This window comes from Agarivorans sp. QJM3NY_29 (genome assembly GCF_050870835.2).
Classification (GTDB): domain Bacteria; phylum Pseudomonadota; class Gammaproteobacteria; order Enterobacterales; family Celerinatantimonadaceae; genus Agarivorans.
Window position 1 is genome coordinate 3,486,298 of sequence record NZ_CP194036.2, and the last position, 17,734, is coordinate 3,504,031.

Below are 17,734 nucleotides of genomic sequence, written 5' to 3' on the forward strand. Positions count from 1 at the left end.
ATTTATCATAAATCTAAAAATAAGCCTATTTAACCAACTAAATGGCTGTTTACTTAATAATTATTCTACTTTTATGCTTTTTTACCCCAAAGCCGATACTACCTTTTGTTAGTATATTCTGCTATAACATCCCTAAAAGACGATGGCGTATCACTGTTTTGAACGGATTAGACAGAACATGGCCACAATAAAAATAACTACGAAAACACAACAAGGACAACTATGAAACGTGTCATTCAATCGGCTATTGCCACTCTCACACTACTCTCTAGTGCCGCATTTGCGCAACCAAGCTTATTACAAGAAATTTCTCAGTCAGGAGAACTTCGCACCTGTTTTGATGCTGGTTATATGCCTTTCGAAATGAAAGCCAAAAATGGTCAATTCATTGGTTTTGATGTCGACTTAGGTAAGCAAATGGCACGAGCGATGGGCGTAAAATATGTGCCAGTCAACACTGCTTGGGATGGTATTATTCCCACCTTGTTGACAGGTAAATGTCATCTCATTATGGGTGGTATGACAATTACGCCACAACGTAACATGCAAGTTAACTTCGCCGACCCTTATGTGGTGATAGGTCAATCTATTCTGCTTAGCCCTAGCTTAAAAGGAAAGGTAAGCAGCTATCGGGATCTAAATGATGCCAAATACACCGTCGTAACCAAACTTGGTACCACAGGCGAAGGCGCAGTGAAACGCTACCTCCCAAAAGCCAAAAGCAACTTATTTGAAAATCAATCGGATGCTGTACTCGAAGTCACCAACGGCAAGGCGGATGCTTTCGTCTACGACTTACCTTTTAACGCCATCTATGCTGCCCAGCATCAAGGTCAATTGGAGCACCTAGACCAACCCTTCACCTACGAACCCCTCGGTTGGGCAATCCGCCAAGGCGATCCAGATTTTCTAAACTTTTTGAACGGCTACCTACGCCAAATCAAAGGTGATGGCACTTACCAACGGATCTACGACAAGTGGTTTAAAGATGACGCTTGGTTAAAACAAGTACAATAGATAGATCTCGGTGGCTGGCTTATCCAGCCACTTTCTTTATGTAACGAGGGGATAAACCTCAAAGTTACGCAAAGTTATGCCATATATAAAGAAAAATAAGAGCTTCAGATGAAAACTCTAACAAAAAATATTCTCTGGAATGGTCTATTTGCTGCCATTCTCATCAGCCTGTGTGTACTGATTTATCTTTCCGGTAAAAAAATTGACTACAACTGGAATTGGCAACGGGTTGTTCCCTACATAATCAATACCGAAGCATCTAGTATTACCGCACCGCAAGATGGAAGTATTCACAGCGATGCCTCGGGAAAACTAGCACTAGTATCAGATACCGGTGATATCCTGGTAAAACTCAGCGATTACCAAAATGTAACCGTATATGAAGGCGACCTAGTATTCGAAGGTGATCAGCTCGCATCCTCAGAATCCTGGCGAATGGGTCCGTTAGCGGAAGGTCTAATTGTGACGATCAAGATCTCCATCTGGTCGCTATTCTTCGCAATTATCATCGGGCTAATGGTGGGTTTAATGCGTATCGCTGCCAATCCAACGTTGGCGAAACTAGCGGTTACCTATATTGAGATCATTCGCGGCACACCGTTATTGGTACAAATTTTTATCGTCTACTTCTTTATCGGCACCGTGTTTGATATTGAACGCTTTACTGCTGGAGTCATTGCTCTGTCGGTGTTTACCGCCGCCTACGTAGCGGAAATAATCCGTTCGGGGATCCAATCGATTCCCAAAGGACAAATGGAAGCGGCTCGTTCTCTAGGTATGAATTATGCCCAAGCGATGATTAATGTCATTTTGCCACAGGCCTTTAAACGTACCCTGCCCCCAATGGCAGGCCAATTCATTAACCTAATTAAAGATTCTTCCTTAGTCTCGGTGATCTCAATTACCGACTTAACCAAAGCAGGCCGAGAAGTGGTCAGTGGTAGTTTCGCCCCTTTCGAAGTTTGGTTTACTGTTGCCTTGCTCTACTTAGTACTCACCAGCAGTTTATCTTGGGCAATTCAACGCTTAGAAAAGAGGTTAGCAGCCAGTGACTAAAGATTATCAAGGCGATAAAATGATCGTCGCAAAAAAAATTAATAAAATTTACCCCAATGGCTGTCACGCTCTAAAAGACGTTTCAGCAACCGTGTCTCGCGGTGAGGTGGTGGTAATCGTGGGCCCTTCAGGTTCGGGTAAATCAACCTTCTTACGTACCCTCAACCAACTGGAAACAATTAGCAGCGGAAGCATCAGCATTGATGGAACCGACATGTACGCCAAGGGAACCAATATTAATAGCTTACGCGAAGAAGTTGGCATGGTTTTTCAAAACTTCAACTTGTTCCCGCATAAATCTGCTTTAGGCAATGTGATGTTAGCGCCGCTCAAAGTCGCTAAACGACCTAAAAAACAAGTAGAAGATGAAGCTAAAGCCTTAATGCTTAAAGTCGGTCTCTCGGAACGTATGAATAACTATCCATCGCACTTGTCTGGCGGGCAACAGCAACGAGTCGCTATCGCTCGTGCTTTAGCGATGCAGCCCAACATTATGTTATTTGACGAACCAACCTCAGCGCTTGATCCAGAGATGGTGGGGGAAGTTCTGGATGTAATGAAAGGCCTGGCCGCTGACGGCATGACTATGGTGGTGGTCACCCACGAAATGGGCTTTGCCCGTGAAGTGGCAGACCGAGTACTGTTTATGGAGGACGGTGAATTGCTCGTTGAAGATTCACCTGAAAAGTTCTTCGACCAACCCGCTCACCCACGACTACGACAATTTTTGTCAATGGTGTTATAGACCCACAGCGGCCCAGCAAACTTGGCTTTGCTGGGCCGCCGATGCCCGATGCCTCACCTAGAAATACTCTTAAAACCAACAAAAACCAATAAGTACAAAAAAATATATCCAACTAGCAATCAGCCCTCATAAAGACATAAATCAAACTATTTCTCAGTTCAATGCACCTACCCTGGCAATTTCATCTAGTAATAACGATAAAAGCCTTGATGAATTAAAAATATCTAGGGTTTAAATGAACAGGCGATGACTATCACTAATCAGTTTATTCTGCTATAAAGATGTAGGATAAATTGGATTTATCTCTACATTGACAAACAAAACAGCATATAAAATCCAAAATAAGCCAAACATAACCACACAACAAGGACGACTATGAAACGCGTTATTCACTCGGCGCTTGCCGCCATCACCTTACTATCCAGCTCTGTATTTGCGCAACAAACCCTATTACAAGAGATAACTGAAGCAGGTGAACTACGGGTCTGTTTTGAGGCCGGTTATATGCCTTTTGAAATCAAAGCTAAAAATGGTCAATTTATCGGTTTTGATATCGATTTAGGCAAACAAATGGCTCGCGCTATGGGCGTTAAATATGTGCCAGTTAATACTGCTTGGGATGGTATTATTCCAACACTACTCACGGGTAAATGCCACATTATTACTGGCGGAATGACCATTACGCCACAACGTAACATGCAAGTAAACTTCTCAGACCCTTACGTAGTCGTTGGTCAGTCGGTATTGTTAAATCCAAAACTGAAAGGCAAAGTAAGCAGTTACCGAGACCTAAATAGCGACCAATACACCGTTGTGACCATGCTCGGTACCACCGGTGAAAGCGCCATTAAACGTTACCTGCCAAAAGCTAAAGTTAACTTATTTGAGTCTCAAGCTGACGCCGTATTGGAAATAGCCAATGGCAAAGCAGATGCCTTTATTTACGACTTACCCTACAATGCAATTTATAGTTCGCAACACCAAACTCAAGTCATTCATCTTGACCAACCCTTCACCTATGAGCCTCTCGGTTGGGCCATACGCCAGGGCGATCCTGATTTTCTAAACTTTTTAAATGGCTACTTACGCCAAATTAAAGGGGACGGAACCTATGATCGAATCTATAACAAGTGGTTTAAAGACGATACCTGGTTGAAACAAGTTCAATAATCACGCCGTTGTTAATGACACCAAGGAGGCTGAACATACTCAGCCGCCTTGATTTATGATTTTAATATCAAAACCATATCGCGACAGTAAGCATCCTATTTTAAAATGACTGACAAACATAAATTAGTTTGCTTGGCAAAGTGTACAAAACTGTCGAAGTCCTCCTTATTGAGCGGCTCAGCACCCGATCCCACAAGCCTATCGGCATAAATCATCGCGATACAGCGTCCTTCAATAATTAACGGTGCTAGAAAGAATGGGCCCGCTTGAGTGATTCGACGAATCTGATTATTTAGCAAGCCTTCAAAACGCGAACCAGTCGCATTATTCATCCAGATATTACGTTTATCTCGATAGGCTTGAATAAATACCGTATCAGCCCCTTTTAAGCTCAATTGAAAATCAATTTTGTCTTGCTCTGGCTGTGGGCTTGCCACGAAACGAAGCTTTAGCGCGTCATGTGCCGGATTCACCATCAGAACCATCACTCGGTTCATCTCAATCCCCCGCTGGATCCCTTCCATCGCAGTATGGATCACTAAGTTTAAATCAGGATTTTCAGTGGTGACTAGCGTAAGTTCACGCAATAACTGCAATTGTAAATGTTGTTTAGATAAGACATCACTTGCCGTTGCATCTGAAAGGTCATCCAATTCCAGAGGTGGCGAGTCACCAAAGTTTAAGTAGGGTTTAAGTACAATTGCACCATACGAGACGGCCAATTGTCTGGTTTCCTCAGAACAATGATTGACCATTTCAATCAACTTAGGCATCGGCAACTTCATTTGTTCTGAGATCAACTTAAAAACTTGCTGGCGAGCAGCTAGATCTTGCTCAATCATCGCTTTACTAAACTGGTGAGCCAAATGAATACAACGAAACTCAGGCGAGCGACGCTCCGGCTCGGCCAATGACTTCACTAACATCGGCCCCATATTCCAATGACTCGCCAAACCAATACTCAGTTGAGTAAAATTAGTCCCTAGTAGCTTTGAGACTAACTGCTGTTCTGGTTCTTCATTTTGCTGTAACTGCTGTTCCAGCTGTTCGGTAATGCTGCCCCCCATACTCCAGAATGCGACCTCACCTAGGTTATGCAGCAATGCCGCAATATACACCTCTTCCTGCGTATCTTCGGCATAATCCGCCAACATCATCTTCGCCAGCATCGCCGCATGAAAAGAGCAGGCCATTAGCTTTAACACTCGCTGGTATACCGCCTCGCTAATACCTCGACTAGACAATAACCCATCAATCATCCGAGCAGTAATGCAAATATGCTTCAGCCGATCATAGCCTAGGATCACCGCCGCGCGACTTACGGTGGTGATTTGAGTTCTCCCTCGATTATAACTGATGCTATTCACAACCCGCAGAATACGTGAAGTTAGCCCATGATCATGTAATACCGATTGTCCCAATACAGCCAGAGAGGAAGTGTCATCTTTTGCGAGTTTTTCCAATAGGCGCACTGTAGCCGCAAGTGCGGGTAACTCATGCTCGCTGATCCTTTCTACCCATTGTTGAGTACCGAAGGTGTGTTTATGCATACTCTGAATTCTTATTTATAGAACCTAGAGTATGGCTGGCAAACCCCAAAATTAGCCAGTTACTTGGTCATTTTTGTTATATAAGTCAATCTATTAATAACAAAATAGATATTAATTGCAGGGAATACTCAAGGAAAAGACCATCGCTCAGAACAAACCACAAAACGGCTGAAATCGTTACGTCACTGATTCAAGGTTTAATTGAAGCCAAGCAAAATAACGAGCCGAACAGTAATAGAATTGGTGGAGCTACGCGGGATCGAACCGCGGACCTCTTGCATGCCATGCAAGCGCTCTCCCAGCTGAGCTATAGCCCCGAAAAACGGTAGGGTGTGAATTGGTGGAGCTACGCGGGATCGAACCGCGGACCTCTTGCATGCCATGCAAGCGCTCTCCCAGCTGAGCTATAGCCCCAAGTCACATCACTTTCTTAAGGCGTTTAAACCTGAAAGCGAGCAGAATTCTAAGCAGCAGAGGTTTGAGTGTCAACCGCTTTTTAGTGGAATCATGCCAGTTGCTCATTTAGTCAACGATTTACACGTAATTACTTTCATCTCGTTCAATATTGACAACGATACACGGCTCTAGCAAAAGATCCCTGTTTAGAAAATTCAAGTGATTCGCATAGCGATGCGACCAGCGCCAAACCACGACCAGAATAAGGCCATTGCTCGCAAAGTTGCGACACCTGTGTCTCATCAAAACCAAGTCCACTGTCCTCAACCTCGATGATAAACTCACGACTTTCATCAGCTTGGTACTCAATCGAGATATTAACCCACCCCTGTTCAAGCTGAACCGCCCGTTGTTTTCGCATTTGATAATACTCAGCGAAACCATCCGTGGAGTTTTTTAGAGACGAGTCTAACGCTAATACCCCATGTTCAAAGGCATTGTTATATAACTCGCTAACAATACAAAAAAGTATATTTCGATCAGTTTCATTCACCGACAATTCTTGTAATGTCGTCATCAACAACGGAATAGGAGTTATTCTTTGTAAACGCTGCGCATCTAAACTAAGTTGCCAACGCCATCGACCTTCCGCTCGAGGAGTTGCAGGGTAGGCATTTTCAGCGTACAGACCAGCACGACTCAATAAATCAGGGATCTCCACCATACTAATATCATCCAGTTGACTCTCTCCACCACAAAACTGGTCTAAATGTTGCTGAATACTGGCAATAAACGAGGGTTGTTGCTGCGGGTCCATAATCGCCTGTTCAACGCCTTGCAGACCAAACATTTGTTGCTTAGAGTTAAGCGCCTCGGTCACACCATCACTAAACAGCAACACATGATCCCCCTTTAGCCATTGAATAACGTTTAAATTAAACTCAACATTTTTATCAATCCCTAAGGGAATATTATTAGAACTGATCTGTTCACGGATCTGCTGTTGCTGTGAATTAAAAATTAATAAGTCAGGCATTCCAGCATTCCATATTATCAGCGACTGCTGCTGCACCGAAGTTTCAACGAAGGTGGCAGCCATAAACATCCCGGTAGGCAGCAACCGATAGAGCCGTTGATTAATTTGTTTTAGAATAACCTCTGCTGAATATCCTTTACGAGTCATGCTATAAAAGATGTCAGCCACTGGCATCGCGCCAATCGCAGCTCGTAAGCCATGTCCGGTAAAGTCACCAAGTAATACATGAATATCACCATTTGGACGATACTCTGCAAAAATCACATCCCCAGAAAACCTTGACGCACTACTCAAAAAAATTAATAGTTCATGATCTGCACAACTAGAACTAGACACCGCATTGCTAAATATTCGCTCAGCAAATTCTTCTTCCTCATGAAATTGTCTATTTAATTGATTTATTTCGTTGTAGATAGCTTTACTGCGCTCAAACCCTAACGCTTTTGCTTTCAAAATAGATTGATGTACAGGCTTAAGTAACACGTCGTCTCCGCCACAAGCGATGCACTTTACCAAAACATCAACTTCTGTTTGAGCGGTTACAAATAGCACCGGAGTATAGCGCTGGCCACTAAGCAGCTTTATTTGCTCGGTTGCCAAGTAACCATCCAACTGTGGCATAAACACATCGATAAACACGATGTCGATGTGTTGTTGTTCAAACGCAGCCACCGCCTGAACACCGTCTTCTGCATAAACCACTTGATAGCCGATTTCACTGAGCGCTTTTCCTAACAATAGGCGATCGATACGAGCACTATCCACAACCAGCGCATTACCTTTCACTTCACGCTGAAGAAAACTCAAGTGATGACTATCTGCCACTAGTTTTCAATCTTGAGTAATTTATCAAAGTTTGCGACCTCTAAAATTTTTAAGATAGCAGCGGAAGGTTTGCGAATCGTAAAGGCTTGAGCGTTACTTTTCTCCGCATGTTCTTTCAGTAATAACATCATCCCAAGTGCCGAACTATCCATATATTCAGCCTGACTTAAATCCAGAACTAACCGAAGGCCTTCAACCGAAACATGCTCATAACAAGCGCGGAATTCTCGATGTAGAGAATAATCGAAGCGACCAGATACACAAATAATTAATAGGTCAAGCTCTTGACTTAATTGGCTCGTAATAGACATACCCACTCCTTTGAGGTCATTATTTTAAGTAAATGGCACCTTACTCGATAAACCGATAAAACCTGTCAGGCACCGTTCTCTTATTCGTACAACTCGCTGTTTTATTTCATAAAACAAAGCGTAACTACGATTTAGTATTACCCACCATAGCAAATATTCAATTAAAAACTTTGAACCACGCACATTATTAACAAAAAGGATATTTAACTATTCGTTCGACCTAGGTTCAACACAAACGGTTCAAGCAACAGTGTTACTTTTGACACCATTCCCCAACAAATCAACAACAAGGTGCAAAATTGATGAGACCTAGATGTGATTTTGTTAACTCAAAACACACTCAAGAAACAAACTGTGAAGTGTTTCATGGTTTTAACTAGTCCGCTTGTTGCAAGATGGACCATCTACTGATGCATTTTAAAGGAACACGATGAGTATCAAACTTCAATTGCAGTTTCTGCTAGCGCTAGGTTTATTGGTTACAGCCTGCGGCAGTGTATTATTGGTATAAGAAGATTTTAGAAAGGAAAGCCAACTCATCGAGTTGGCTTTTTTATAGCGATTTGAATAAATATTTTGTCACAACGGTCTCTAAAACCAATTCGGGACTTATTTTGCAGATCTAACAACTTGCTTTATAGGCACGATAGGCTTTGTCTAGCGACTTAGCTTGCTTCTTACTCACACCAATATGACTGAGCGCAAAACGTAAGCGTGCGCGACTCATATCCGAGCCCAGTATCGCCATCGCGTCAACCACCGAGCTTGAACTGGTTTTACCGGTAATCGCGACAAATACAGGCTCTAGGAAATCACGAATTTTCACATCAAGATAAGCAGACAACTGTTTCGCCACCGCAAATACAATGTCTTTATTCCACTGTCGCTGTTCTTCTAATTGCCAAATGAACATTTGTAAAAGACGACGAACTTGTTCTTCTTCAAGTTTACCCGCAGTTAACAGTTCTGGCGCATATTCAGGCATGCCGGCAACAAAGTGACCCGCTAATGGTGCTAAATCACTCATCACCTCTAGGCGCGCTTTAGCTTGTGGAATAATTTCCATTAAGGTGTTTTGATTGTAGGCCCACTCAATCAATCGTTCTGCCAATTGTTGATCGCTTAACTCTTCGCGGATCCACAAGCCATTAAGCCACTTCAACTTATCAACATCAAATACCGGCCCACCTAATGAAACACGTTTCATATCAAAATGTTCAATCATCTCTGCCAAAGTGAACTTTTCACGCTCATCAGGCATCGACCAGCCCATACGCCCTAAATAATTGAGTAAGGCCTCAGGTAAAAAGCCCATTTTACGGTAATAGTTAATGCTGGTTGGGTTCTTACGCTTACTTAATTTACTCTTATCAGGATTACGTAATAACGGCATATGCCCTAGAATCGGCGCTTCCCAAGCTAAATCTTGATATAACTTGAGTAACTTAGGCGCTGAGTTCAGCCATTCTTCACCCCGAAAAACATGTGTGATCCCCATTAAATGATCATCAACCACGTTGGCTAAAAAGTATGTGGGTAAGCCATCTGCCTTAAGCAGCACTTGCATATCCACTTGCTCCCATGGGATCTCGACTTCACCTCGAAGATAATCATTAAAACTGAAGCTACCTGACTCAGGGATTTTCATGCGCACCACGTAGGGTTTCCCTTCAGCCAAATAAGCAGCAACCTGTTCAGCGCTTAAATGTAAACCACGACCGTCGTACTTAGGCTGTAAGCCTTCAGCAATTTGTTGCTGACGCATTTCATTAAGCTCGTCTGCAGTTGCAAAGCAATAAAATGCTTTACCTTCATCAACTAATTGCTGTGCATATTGCTTATAGATATCACTGCGTTCACTTTGACGATAAGGACCAACGGCACCGCCGCAGTCAGGACCTTCATCCCAACTTAAGCCAAGCCAGCTTAAACTATCATATATCGCTTGTTCCGATTCTGTAGAGCTACGAGCTTGATCTGTATCTTCAATACGTAAAATAAATTCACCACCGTGCTTCTTAGCAAAACAGTAATTAAATAAGGCAATGTAGGCGGTCCCTACATGTGGGTCACCAGTTGGTGAAGGCGCAACACGAGTGCGAACTGTCATGAGTATTCTCTAAGTCAATAATTAAGCAATATGAATGGCGCGAATTTTAACACACTAGCAAGAATTCGCTAGATAAGAGCAGCCTCTGCGAGACTAAATCCAGTGGAAACTTTGTATCTGCTTGCCGTGAAAGCAATCAATTTGATGAGATTTTGCACAAGCAGTCAGTTTCCTTAAAATTTGCGTTGACACACTCGTAGACCACCCTATAATACGCCTCCACAAGATGGTCGCTTAGCTCAGTTGGGAGAGCATCGCCCTTACAAGGCGAGGGTCACTGGTTCAAGCCCAGTAGCGACCACCATATTCAAGCAAATGGTTGAACAAACGATTTGCCAGTAACAAGTAATTCGGTCGCTTAGCTCAGTTGGGAGAGCATCGCCCTTACAAGGCGAGGGTCACTGGTTCAAGCCCAGTAGCGACCACCATATTTAAGCAAATGGTTGAACAAACGATTTGCCAGTAACAAGTAATTCGGTCGCTTAGCTCAGTTGGGAGAGCATCGCCCTTACAAGGCGAGGGTCACTGGTTCAAGCCCAGTAGCGACCACCATATTTAAGCAAATGGTTGAACAAACGATTTGCCAGTAACAAGTAATTCGGTCGCTTAGCTCAGTTGGGAGAGCATCGCCCTTACAAGGCGAGGGTCACTGGTTCAAGCCCAGTAGCGACCACCATATTTAAGCAAATGGTTGAACAAACGATTTGCCAGTAACAAGTAATTCGGTCGCTTAGCTCAGTTGGGAGAGCATCGCCCTTACAAGGCGAGGGTCACTGGTTCAAGCCCAGTAGCGACCACCACTTCTAAAGCCTGCATCATTGCAGGCTTTTTTTTACCCGAGAATCACGGCTTCAAGCCCCCACACGAGCAAGTACGCCTTCAAAGGCCTGCATTATTCGCTGAGCAATGCGGCCCCTTGGCTTGCTGTCACGTAATGTTTTGGGGATAAATGGACTGAATATCAAAGCGCATCATACCAATCTGATGAATGATATGATCAACTTATAGTGCAGAATAAATCTGCCGACACCAGGTATGAAGAGCAGTAATTAGTGGATCTAACTACAAAATACATAATGCAGTTAGCGCTAATTTAGGCCAGCAAGAATCAACAGATAATGAGTGAGATTGGTATGATATGGCGAGCTCTATGATTCAAGCCCTCCATTCAAAGGTCTATTCAGCTAAAGCAAGCAACTTAGATTTGAGCGCACTCGCCTGATGCTGATTATAAACCATGATGCCGTGTTCATTCAGTAACGCAGCAGTGACGCCTTTACCTGGCTTCTTATAACCTTGAAAACGTCCATCGTAGATGGTTTGACTACCACAGGATGGGCTCGACTCGCTAAGTACCGCAAATTTTATCTGGTGCTTTTGACACTGCTTCAGAGCTAATTCCGCTGCTAACACAAATTCATCACTCAGATCTGTTCCATCTTGGCCCACCACTTTAGCATCTCCGCGTAACACATCTTCCCCACCCCCCAACTGGATCTCCGCAGGTGTTCTTGGCGTCGGTAAACCAGCAGCGACCTCCGGACAAAACGAAATGATTTGATGATGTGCAATCAGCCAATCTACATCTTGATTTTCTGACTTTAAATCTTGACCGTTATAACGTACTTTGCACCCAAGTAAACAAGCACTAAACAAAATCTTAGCCACAAATATCGTCCTCTATTTAAACTCATCCCACACTATGACGAAATAATTTAACACGCCAAGTAATCCATCATATCAGCAGTACCAATCGTGGCAAATTCCATCCTCGATATTGACCAATAAACGTTTTTCGCTTATTCCATTCAAAAAGATCTGAATGGTTCATTGATATTCGTGATAAAACTATCTTAATTGTGACTGCTTGCAATACAACAACAAAAGGCCTGCATTATGGCAGGCCTTATTTTTGTTACGCCCTAAAAGAGTTAAGACTCGATCTGCTTTCTAAAAAACTGGATCATCTCATCACGGGTTTTACGGTGATTCAGATGAAAAATATCCATCGGGAACAACAGTTCAATCACCCCTGTATCAAACATTCGTTTTACCTCATACTCATTATGTGCCACATCCTGCTGATAACGATAGTTCAGCCAAGTGCGGTTGGTATGAATGATAAACTCCACTCGCATCCCTCCTAAACGAGCAAAAAATTTCATCATCGGGGTTTTATCGCTAGAACCAACCGCACGACTTCGATACACCGACTTATCTGTGAGTGAATCAGAAATATCTTCTAATACCATCAAGGAATTGGCCCTCGAAGCACTGCGAGTGAGATGTTTTTGAAAGGCCTTGATATCACTGACTGAATCCAATACCGCCATGAGCCCAAGTTCGTCGTCCACCGCCACCGCCGGATTTTTTTGATTCTTACGCAATAGCTTAAGAACCTTGGCTTCAGGTGGCTTCTTACGGATAGACACATAGATGGGAACCCGCCGCTCACCAACCGTAAAACTGCGTCGCTTAAGTAAGGTTAACTTCTCTCGAGGCTGATCTTGGATAAGCTTTGCCTGCTGGGGGGTTAACACACTCACTTCGCTACAAGCATAGTCTTCCGCCTGATGTTTAGAGTGCAGGTACACTGGCTCTAACTCACCAATTTTCAGCTCCGAACTCCAAACATAGCCATTCAAAAAAGCTAAAAAAGTAGAAAATTTATCCTCTATTTCGGTCTCTCTTTCTCGCTGCTCAATGCTACCAGCGAGAGTCATTAAAATCAGTTTACGACGAGCCTCAAAGCGAGCTTTCTTGTGATATTGATTATTGAACATAATCAATAATAGTTCGACGGGGTTATTGGTAACTTCTATTTCATTGGTATTTTCAATGTGTGAGGCATAAGGGGCGAGAATTTTGCCTTTGATAGAATGAATCACCGCATCAGCGGTACGCGCATACTCATCAACCCGATTAGAAATTTCGTTAAGGTTACCATTTAAGCCAAACATATTACCGAGTAATTTGAGTGCGCGTTCGCTGCGCTCTTTACGTAGTTTAGAACTATCAATCAAACTTTGAATTTGAGAAAAGTCATCAATTTCAAGGAACTCGAATATTTGACTACGCAAGGCGCGATACTTAGAAACGTTATTGCCATCTTGTTGCAATCGTTTTACCCACTGCCGCACCGAAGGAGAAAAACGATGAGCGACCACCGCATCACGAGTCAGTGCAAATGGTCCCTCTTGTTGTAAAGACGTAAACACACTATTTGGAGATAAAACCGACATAAACCACCTAAAAATCCAACAACAGCAAATACTTGCTAGACTACTCGAAGCAAAATATACACCAAAGCAGACAATTCCTCGGTCCAGCCTACAAATAGTCCTCTCTTGGCTTGAGACTTCTTAAATAAGAGCACCAATAAACCGCTGCAGAAAGCGAATGAAGCAATAACGCACCAACTTAGCGCGCAAATAAACGTCCTTGCTTAAACAACGAGTGATATCCCTCAGGCTTATTCGAAGGTTTATACGCCCCTACGAATACTAAGGTTTACGCAAGTAAATCAGCCAATATCCTAGACCAACAAACACCCCACCACCAAGGATGTTGCCTAAGGTCACCGGGATCAAATTATGAAAAATAAAATTGGAGAAGGTCAAGTCAGCAAAATCAGCAGGGCTGAGTCCCGTCGCAGCCCAAAACTCCGGACTGGCTAAATATCTAATACCAATCGCCATCGGTACCTGAAACATATTCGCGATACAGTGCTCAAAACCTGCTGCCACAAACATCGCCACAGGGAGTATAGTAACCAGCACCTTATCGGTAAGACTGCGGGCACTGAAGGTCATCCACACGGCGACACACACTAATACATTACACATAATCCCGAGTGCAACAGCTTGACTAAAGTCATGGTGCAGCTTGTGTTGGGCGATCCGCATGGTATTAATTCCAACCTCACCAGCAGCAAAAGTGTATTGTTTGCTGACCAACATCAGGATCACCAATAGGCTAGCCCCAACCAAATTGCCTAAATAAACCAAGGACCAATTCATTGCCAACCGAGGCCATGAAATCTTACCACTGGCTTTGGCGACCAAAGTTAATACCGAACTGGTAAACAGTTCACCACCGGTAATAATCACTAAGATCAAACCGAGGCTAAACGCCAAACCACCAATCAGGTGAGTAAACCCCCAAGGCATATCACCCGCCCCGGTGGTAACCGTGGTGTAAAACACAAAGGCGATCCCAATATGCACGCCTGCGGTCAGCGCCAACATAAAGGCTTTAAAAGGATCTTTGGTGGCTTTGCTCTCACCCACTTCAGCGGCTTTCTCAGCCATTTGTGGGGGCAGTAAGGAATCAAACTGGCTCATATTATTCACTTTATTTAATTAAATTTAGTTAACATCCTTTAGCACATCAACTCACGGGAAGGTGTACTAAAGTAACTAGGTTTAAGGGCTAGCAGCCCTTAAGCAGGACAACCGTATGCAAGCTTCAACTTTGCAGTAAATCCACTAACTGCTGCTCATCCCAAATTTCGATGCCTAAGTCTTGAGCCTTAATCAGCTTAGACCCTGCGGCTTCCCCGGCAATCACGATATCGGTTTTCTTGGAAACACTCCCCGTAACCTTAGCTCCCAAACCTTGTAAGGCCTGTTTCGCTTCACTGCGCCCCAACTGACTGAGGGTACCAGTCAGTACCACCACCTTACCGCCTAAGACCAGATCTTCGACAACAACAGACTCAATTGCAGGCCAAGTCAATTCATTGGCTAAAGCTTCAACTAATAAAGCATTTTGCTGCTGGGTGAAAAAGAATCGAAGATGTTTTGCAACAATCTCACCGACATCTGGCACGTCTTGTAGCTGCTCTAGGCTGGCGGCAATAATCGCGTCCAGTTGCTTAAAATGTAAAGCTAGATTATTAGCGGTCGCTTCACCCACTTCGCGGATCCCCAAAGAATAGATAAAACGTGGCAAACTGGTATTTCTCGCAGCATCGATCCCCTCCAGCAGTTTATTCACCGACTTTTCACCCATTCGCTCCAATCCCATGAGCGCGTCTTGCTTATCCGCGAGATGGAACAAATCGAGTGGTGTTTCTAGCAATTGCGCATCGACCAGCTGTTCCACCAACTTATCGCCAATACCATCAATATCTAAGGCCTTACGTGAGACAAAGTGCTTTAAAGCTTCTTTACGTTGTGCGCCGCAACGTAAGCCTGCAACACAACGAGCCACTGCTTCCCCTTCGATACGTTCAATTTCGCTATCGCATACTGGACAAGTCATCGGGAAGACGATCTCTTTAGCATCTTCTGGACGGCGCTCTAACAATACCCCTGCAATTTGAGGGATCACATCACCAGCGCGGCGTACCACCACACTATCGCCAATTTTTACCGCCAATCGCTCGATTTCATCCGCATTGTGTAAGGTTGCATTACTTACCGTCACCCCCCCCACAAATACTGGCTCAAGCCGAGCTACGGGAGTAATCGCACCAGTACGCCCAACCTGAAACTCGACATCTCGCAGCACCGTGATCTCTTCTTGTGCAGGATATTTATGAGCCGTCGCCCAACGCGGTGCTCGCGCAACAAACCCCAGTTGTTGCTGTAAAGCGAGCGCGTCAACTTTATACACCACACCGTCGATTTCATAAGCTAAAGCATTACGACGTTCGCCGATTTCCTGATAATAATCAAAGCAAGCTTGATGGCCACTCACCGTTCGAACCTCAGGACAAACTGGCAGCCCAAAATCTTTTAATTTCTGCAAATTCTGGTAATGACTCTGACTCAAAGGCTCACTCACCACACCAAGCGAATAAGCATAAAAGGCTAATGGACGGGTGGCGGTAATTTTCGAATCGAGCTGGCGTAAACTTCCAGCGGCAGCATTACGTGGGTTAGCGAAACCTTTTTCACCCTTTTCTTTAGCGAGTAAATTGAGCCGCTCAAAACCTTGTTTCAGCATGAACACTTCACCCCGAACCTCTAAACGAGCCGGCCATTGCTCTCCACGCAACCGCAAAGGGATCGAACGAATGGTTTTGACGTTCTCGGTCACATTTTCGCCAGTACTCCCATCACCACGCGTTGCCGCTTGCACCAACATACCATCCACATACAATAAACTTATCGCTAAGCCATCGAGCTTGGGTTCTACACAATATTCAATGGCTTCAGTGCGCTGTAAACGCTCTGAGATTCGCTTGTTAAATGCGCTTAATTCAGCTTCGCTAAACACATTATCGAGAGACAACATCGGCATTTCATGCTGAACCTGCTCAAATACCGACAAAGGCACTCCGCTGACTCGTTGAGTCGGAGAATCCTTGCTTAGCAGCTCAGGATGGTTTTTTTCTAAACCCTGTAGCTGACGAAATATTCGGTCATACTCGGCATCGGGAACCAAAGGCTGGTCAAGCACGTAGTAATGGTAATTATATTGCTCAAGCAGGGAGATCAGTTGCTTAATTTGTTGTTCTGGCTTGTCCATCGTCGACCTTAAAAAAATAAAAAGCCTTTCCAAAATAACCGATTGGAAAGGCTTCTAAAAACATAATAACTTTAGTTTACGAGAAGTTGCTTACGCTCATATTCACGTACTCGCTGCTCGTAATGGTTCACCGTTTGCCGAGTCAAAGGGTTGCGTTGATCATCCAAAATAATCGCATCCAAATCTTTGGCTAAGCTTGTCGCCGCATTATGCATCAATGCAAAATTTTTAGTGGGTTCACCTTTACACGGCACCGTCATAAACAAAGTGACGCCACGAGTTTCCAACTGCTCAATTTTATCTAAATCGAAGGTGCCAGGATTGAGCATATTCGCCAGACTAAAAATAATCGGGCCACTGCCACGATTATCTAAATGGCGATGAAAAATATCCATATCCCCATAGCGCAACCCAATTTTATCAAGACTGGCGAGTAACGCAGGGCCCTTAAGATAACGGCCAGATTGAGCCATTATATTCAGAATGAATACATCATCAGGTGCATTTGGATCTTGAGTCGGCTCAGTTTTAGGCTGCGGCTCAGGCTCATTATCTTCATCCATATCATAAACAAACGTGGGCTCAACTTCCGGAGCTGACTCTACATCCACAGTCGATAAGCTTGCCTCGGCCTCTGTTTTAACGGTTTCGACTAAGCCATCTAAACCCTGAACATCACTTACCTCTGGCGCACTATCAACGGCAGAAAAATGAAATGCAGGCTCTTTGCGTTGCTCTCGCTCTGCCTCTGGCTCTAGTTCTGGCTCAACACTTGAAGGATTGAGCACCGGTTTCTCTGCCGCATCAAGGTTAGAAATAGCGTCGTCAATCGGATCACCAATCACCCGAGCTTGGCCCACACCCAAATCGTCGAAACCCGAATCATCTCTGGTCGATATAGGTGCCTTACTCGCTGACACTTTAGGACTAAGCAATTTTTCTGGTCGTTGTTTGCGGCTGCTCCAAAAACCGTGCGCTAATAACGCGACAATCAAAATAACACCAACAACGATAAGTACGATGCGTAATTCCTGCATTTAA

The 17,734-nt window shown here is 44.0% G+C and carries 13 protein-coding genes and 7 tRNA genes; 9 read left to right on the top strand and 11 right to left on the bottom strand.

The genetic code is table 11. From position 1 onward, the window contains the following. The first annotated feature begins 222 nt into the window (after positions 1-222). The 4 genes from ACRRS0_RS15850 to ACRRS0_RS15865 all read left to right on the top strand — a co-directional run bounded on the left by ACRRS0_RS15850 (position 223) and on the right by ACRRS0_RS15865 (position 3,988). Positions 223-1,017, top strand: a complete 795-nt coding sequence (locus ACRRS0_RS15850; protein ID WP_432452236.1) for a transporter substrate-binding domain-containing protein — start codon at positions 223-225, stop codon at positions 1,015-1,017. A 108-nt stretch (positions 1,018-1,125) separates the two neighbouring features. Continuing rightward, positions 1,126-2,073 (top strand): amino acid ABC transporter permease, encoded by a 948-nt coding sequence (locus ACRRS0_RS15855; protein WP_432452235.1) that lies wholly within the window; start codon positions 1,126-1,128, stop codon positions 2,071-2,073. Positions 2,074-2,092: 19 nt separating this feature from the next. Next, positions 2,093-2,818 (top strand): amino acid ABC transporter ATP-binding protein, encoded by a 726-nt coding sequence (locus ACRRS0_RS15860; RefSeq protein WP_432456156.1) that lies wholly within the window; start codon positions 2,093-2,095, stop codon positions 2,816-2,818. A 375-nt stretch (positions 2,819-3,193) separates the two neighbouring features. Beyond that, positions 3,194-3,988 (top strand): transporter substrate-binding domain-containing protein, encoded by a 795-nt coding sequence (locus ACRRS0_RS15865; RefSeq protein ID WP_432452234.1) that lies wholly within the window; start codon positions 3,194-3,196, stop codon positions 3,986-3,988. 95 nt (positions 3,989-4,083) lie between these two features. Here ACRRS0_RS15865 and ACRRS0_RS15870 read toward each other — a convergent pair whose 3' ends face one another. The 6 genes from ACRRS0_RS15870 to gltX all read right to left on the bottom strand — a co-directional run bounded on the left by ACRRS0_RS15870 (position 4,084) and on the right by gltX (position 10,216). After that, entirely contained in the window at positions 4,084-5,538 is a 1,455-nt protein-coding gene (locus ACRRS0_RS15870) for an HDOD domain-containing protein (protein WP_432452233.1), read from the bottom strand. 241 nt (positions 5,539-5,779) lie between these two features. Beyond that, positions 5,780-5,855 (bottom strand) — tRNA-Ala (locus ACRRS0_RS15875). Between the two features lie 21 nt (positions 5,856-5,876). Next, positions 5,877-5,952: transfer RNA gene (locus ACRRS0_RS15880), tRNA-Ala, on the bottom strand. A gap of 145 nt (positions 5,953-6,097) precedes the next feature. After that, a complete protein-coding gene (locus ACRRS0_RS15885; protein ID WP_432452232.1) occupies positions 6,098-7,795 on the bottom strand; it encodes an ATP-binding SpoIIE family protein phosphatase in 1,698 nt (565 codons plus the stop codon). Next, positions 7,795-8,106 carry an STAS domain-containing protein gene (locus tag ACRRS0_RS15890; RefSeq protein ID WP_432452231.1) on the bottom strand — a complete coding sequence of 104 codons (312 nt, stop codon included), beginning with the start codon at positions 8,104-8,106 and terminating at the stop codon, positions 7,795-7,797. The genes ACRRS0_RS15885 and ACRRS0_RS15890 overlap by 1 nt, the downstream gene beginning before the upstream one ends. Before the next feature lie 622 nt (positions 8,107-8,728). Then, positions 8,729-10,216: a glutamate--tRNA ligase gene (gltX, locus tag ACRRS0_RS15895; protein ID WP_432452230.1), complete on the bottom strand. Its 1,488-nt coding sequence runs from the start codon at positions 10,214-10,216 to the stop codon at positions 8,729-8,731. A gap of 228 nt (positions 10,217-10,444) precedes the next feature. Between gltX and ACRRS0_RS15900 the strand changes: the two genes are divergently transcribed. The 5 genes from ACRRS0_RS15900 to ACRRS0_RS15920 all read left to right on the top strand — a co-directional run bounded on the left by ACRRS0_RS15900 (position 10,445) and on the right by ACRRS0_RS15920 (position 11,016). Beyond that, a tRNA-Val gene (locus ACRRS0_RS15900) sits at positions 10,445-10,520 on the top strand. 48 nt (positions 10,521-10,568) lie between these two features. Beyond that, positions 10,569-10,644: transfer RNA gene (locus ACRRS0_RS15905), tRNA-Val, on the top strand. 48 nt (positions 10,645-10,692) lie between these two features. Then, positions 10,693-10,768 (top strand) — tRNA-Val (locus ACRRS0_RS15910). Between the two features lie 48 nt (positions 10,769-10,816). Continuing rightward, a tRNA-Val gene (locus ACRRS0_RS15915) sits at positions 10,817-10,892 on the top strand. A gap of 48 nt (positions 10,893-10,940) precedes the next feature. Then, positions 10,941-11,016, top strand: a tRNA-Val gene (locus ACRRS0_RS15920). 376 nt (positions 11,017-11,392) lie between these two features. Here the strand turns inward: ACRRS0_RS15920 and ACRRS0_RS15925 are convergent. The 5 genes from ACRRS0_RS15925 to zipA all read right to left on the bottom strand — a co-directional run bounded on the left by ACRRS0_RS15925 (position 11,393) and on the right by zipA (position 17,730). Beyond that, a complete protein-coding gene (locus tag ACRRS0_RS15925; protein WP_432452229.1) occupies positions 11,393-11,884 on the bottom strand; it encodes a DUF523 domain-containing protein in 492 nt (163 codons plus the stop codon). 263 nt (positions 11,885-12,147) lie between these two features. Continuing rightward, complete coding sequence (locus ACRRS0_RS15930; protein WP_432452228.1) at positions 12,148-13,458, bottom strand: hypothetical protein; 1,311 nt, start codon at positions 13,456-13,458, stop codon at positions 12,148-12,150. Positions 13,459-13,719: 261 nt separating this feature from the next. Then, a complete protein-coding gene (gene focA, locus ACRRS0_RS15935) occupies positions 13,720-14,559 on the bottom strand; it encodes a formate transporter FocA (protein WP_432452227.1) in 840 nt (279 codons plus the stop codon). A 124-nt stretch (positions 14,560-14,683) separates the two neighbouring features. Next, the gene (gene ligA / locus ACRRS0_RS15940) at positions 14,684-16,693 is read right to left on the bottom strand and encodes an NAD-dependent DNA ligase LigA (RefSeq protein ID WP_432452226.1); all 2,010 of its coding nucleotides are present in this window, start codon (positions 16,691-16,693) and stop codon (positions 14,684-14,686) included. Between the two features lie 71 nt (positions 16,694-16,764). Next, the gene (gene zipA, locus ACRRS0_RS15945) at positions 16,765-17,730 is read right to left on the bottom strand and encodes a cell division protein ZipA (RefSeq protein ID WP_432452225.1); all 966 of its coding nucleotides are present in this window, start codon (positions 17,728-17,730) and stop codon (positions 16,765-16,767) included. Between the last annotated feature and the right edge of the window lie 4 nt (positions 17,731-17,734).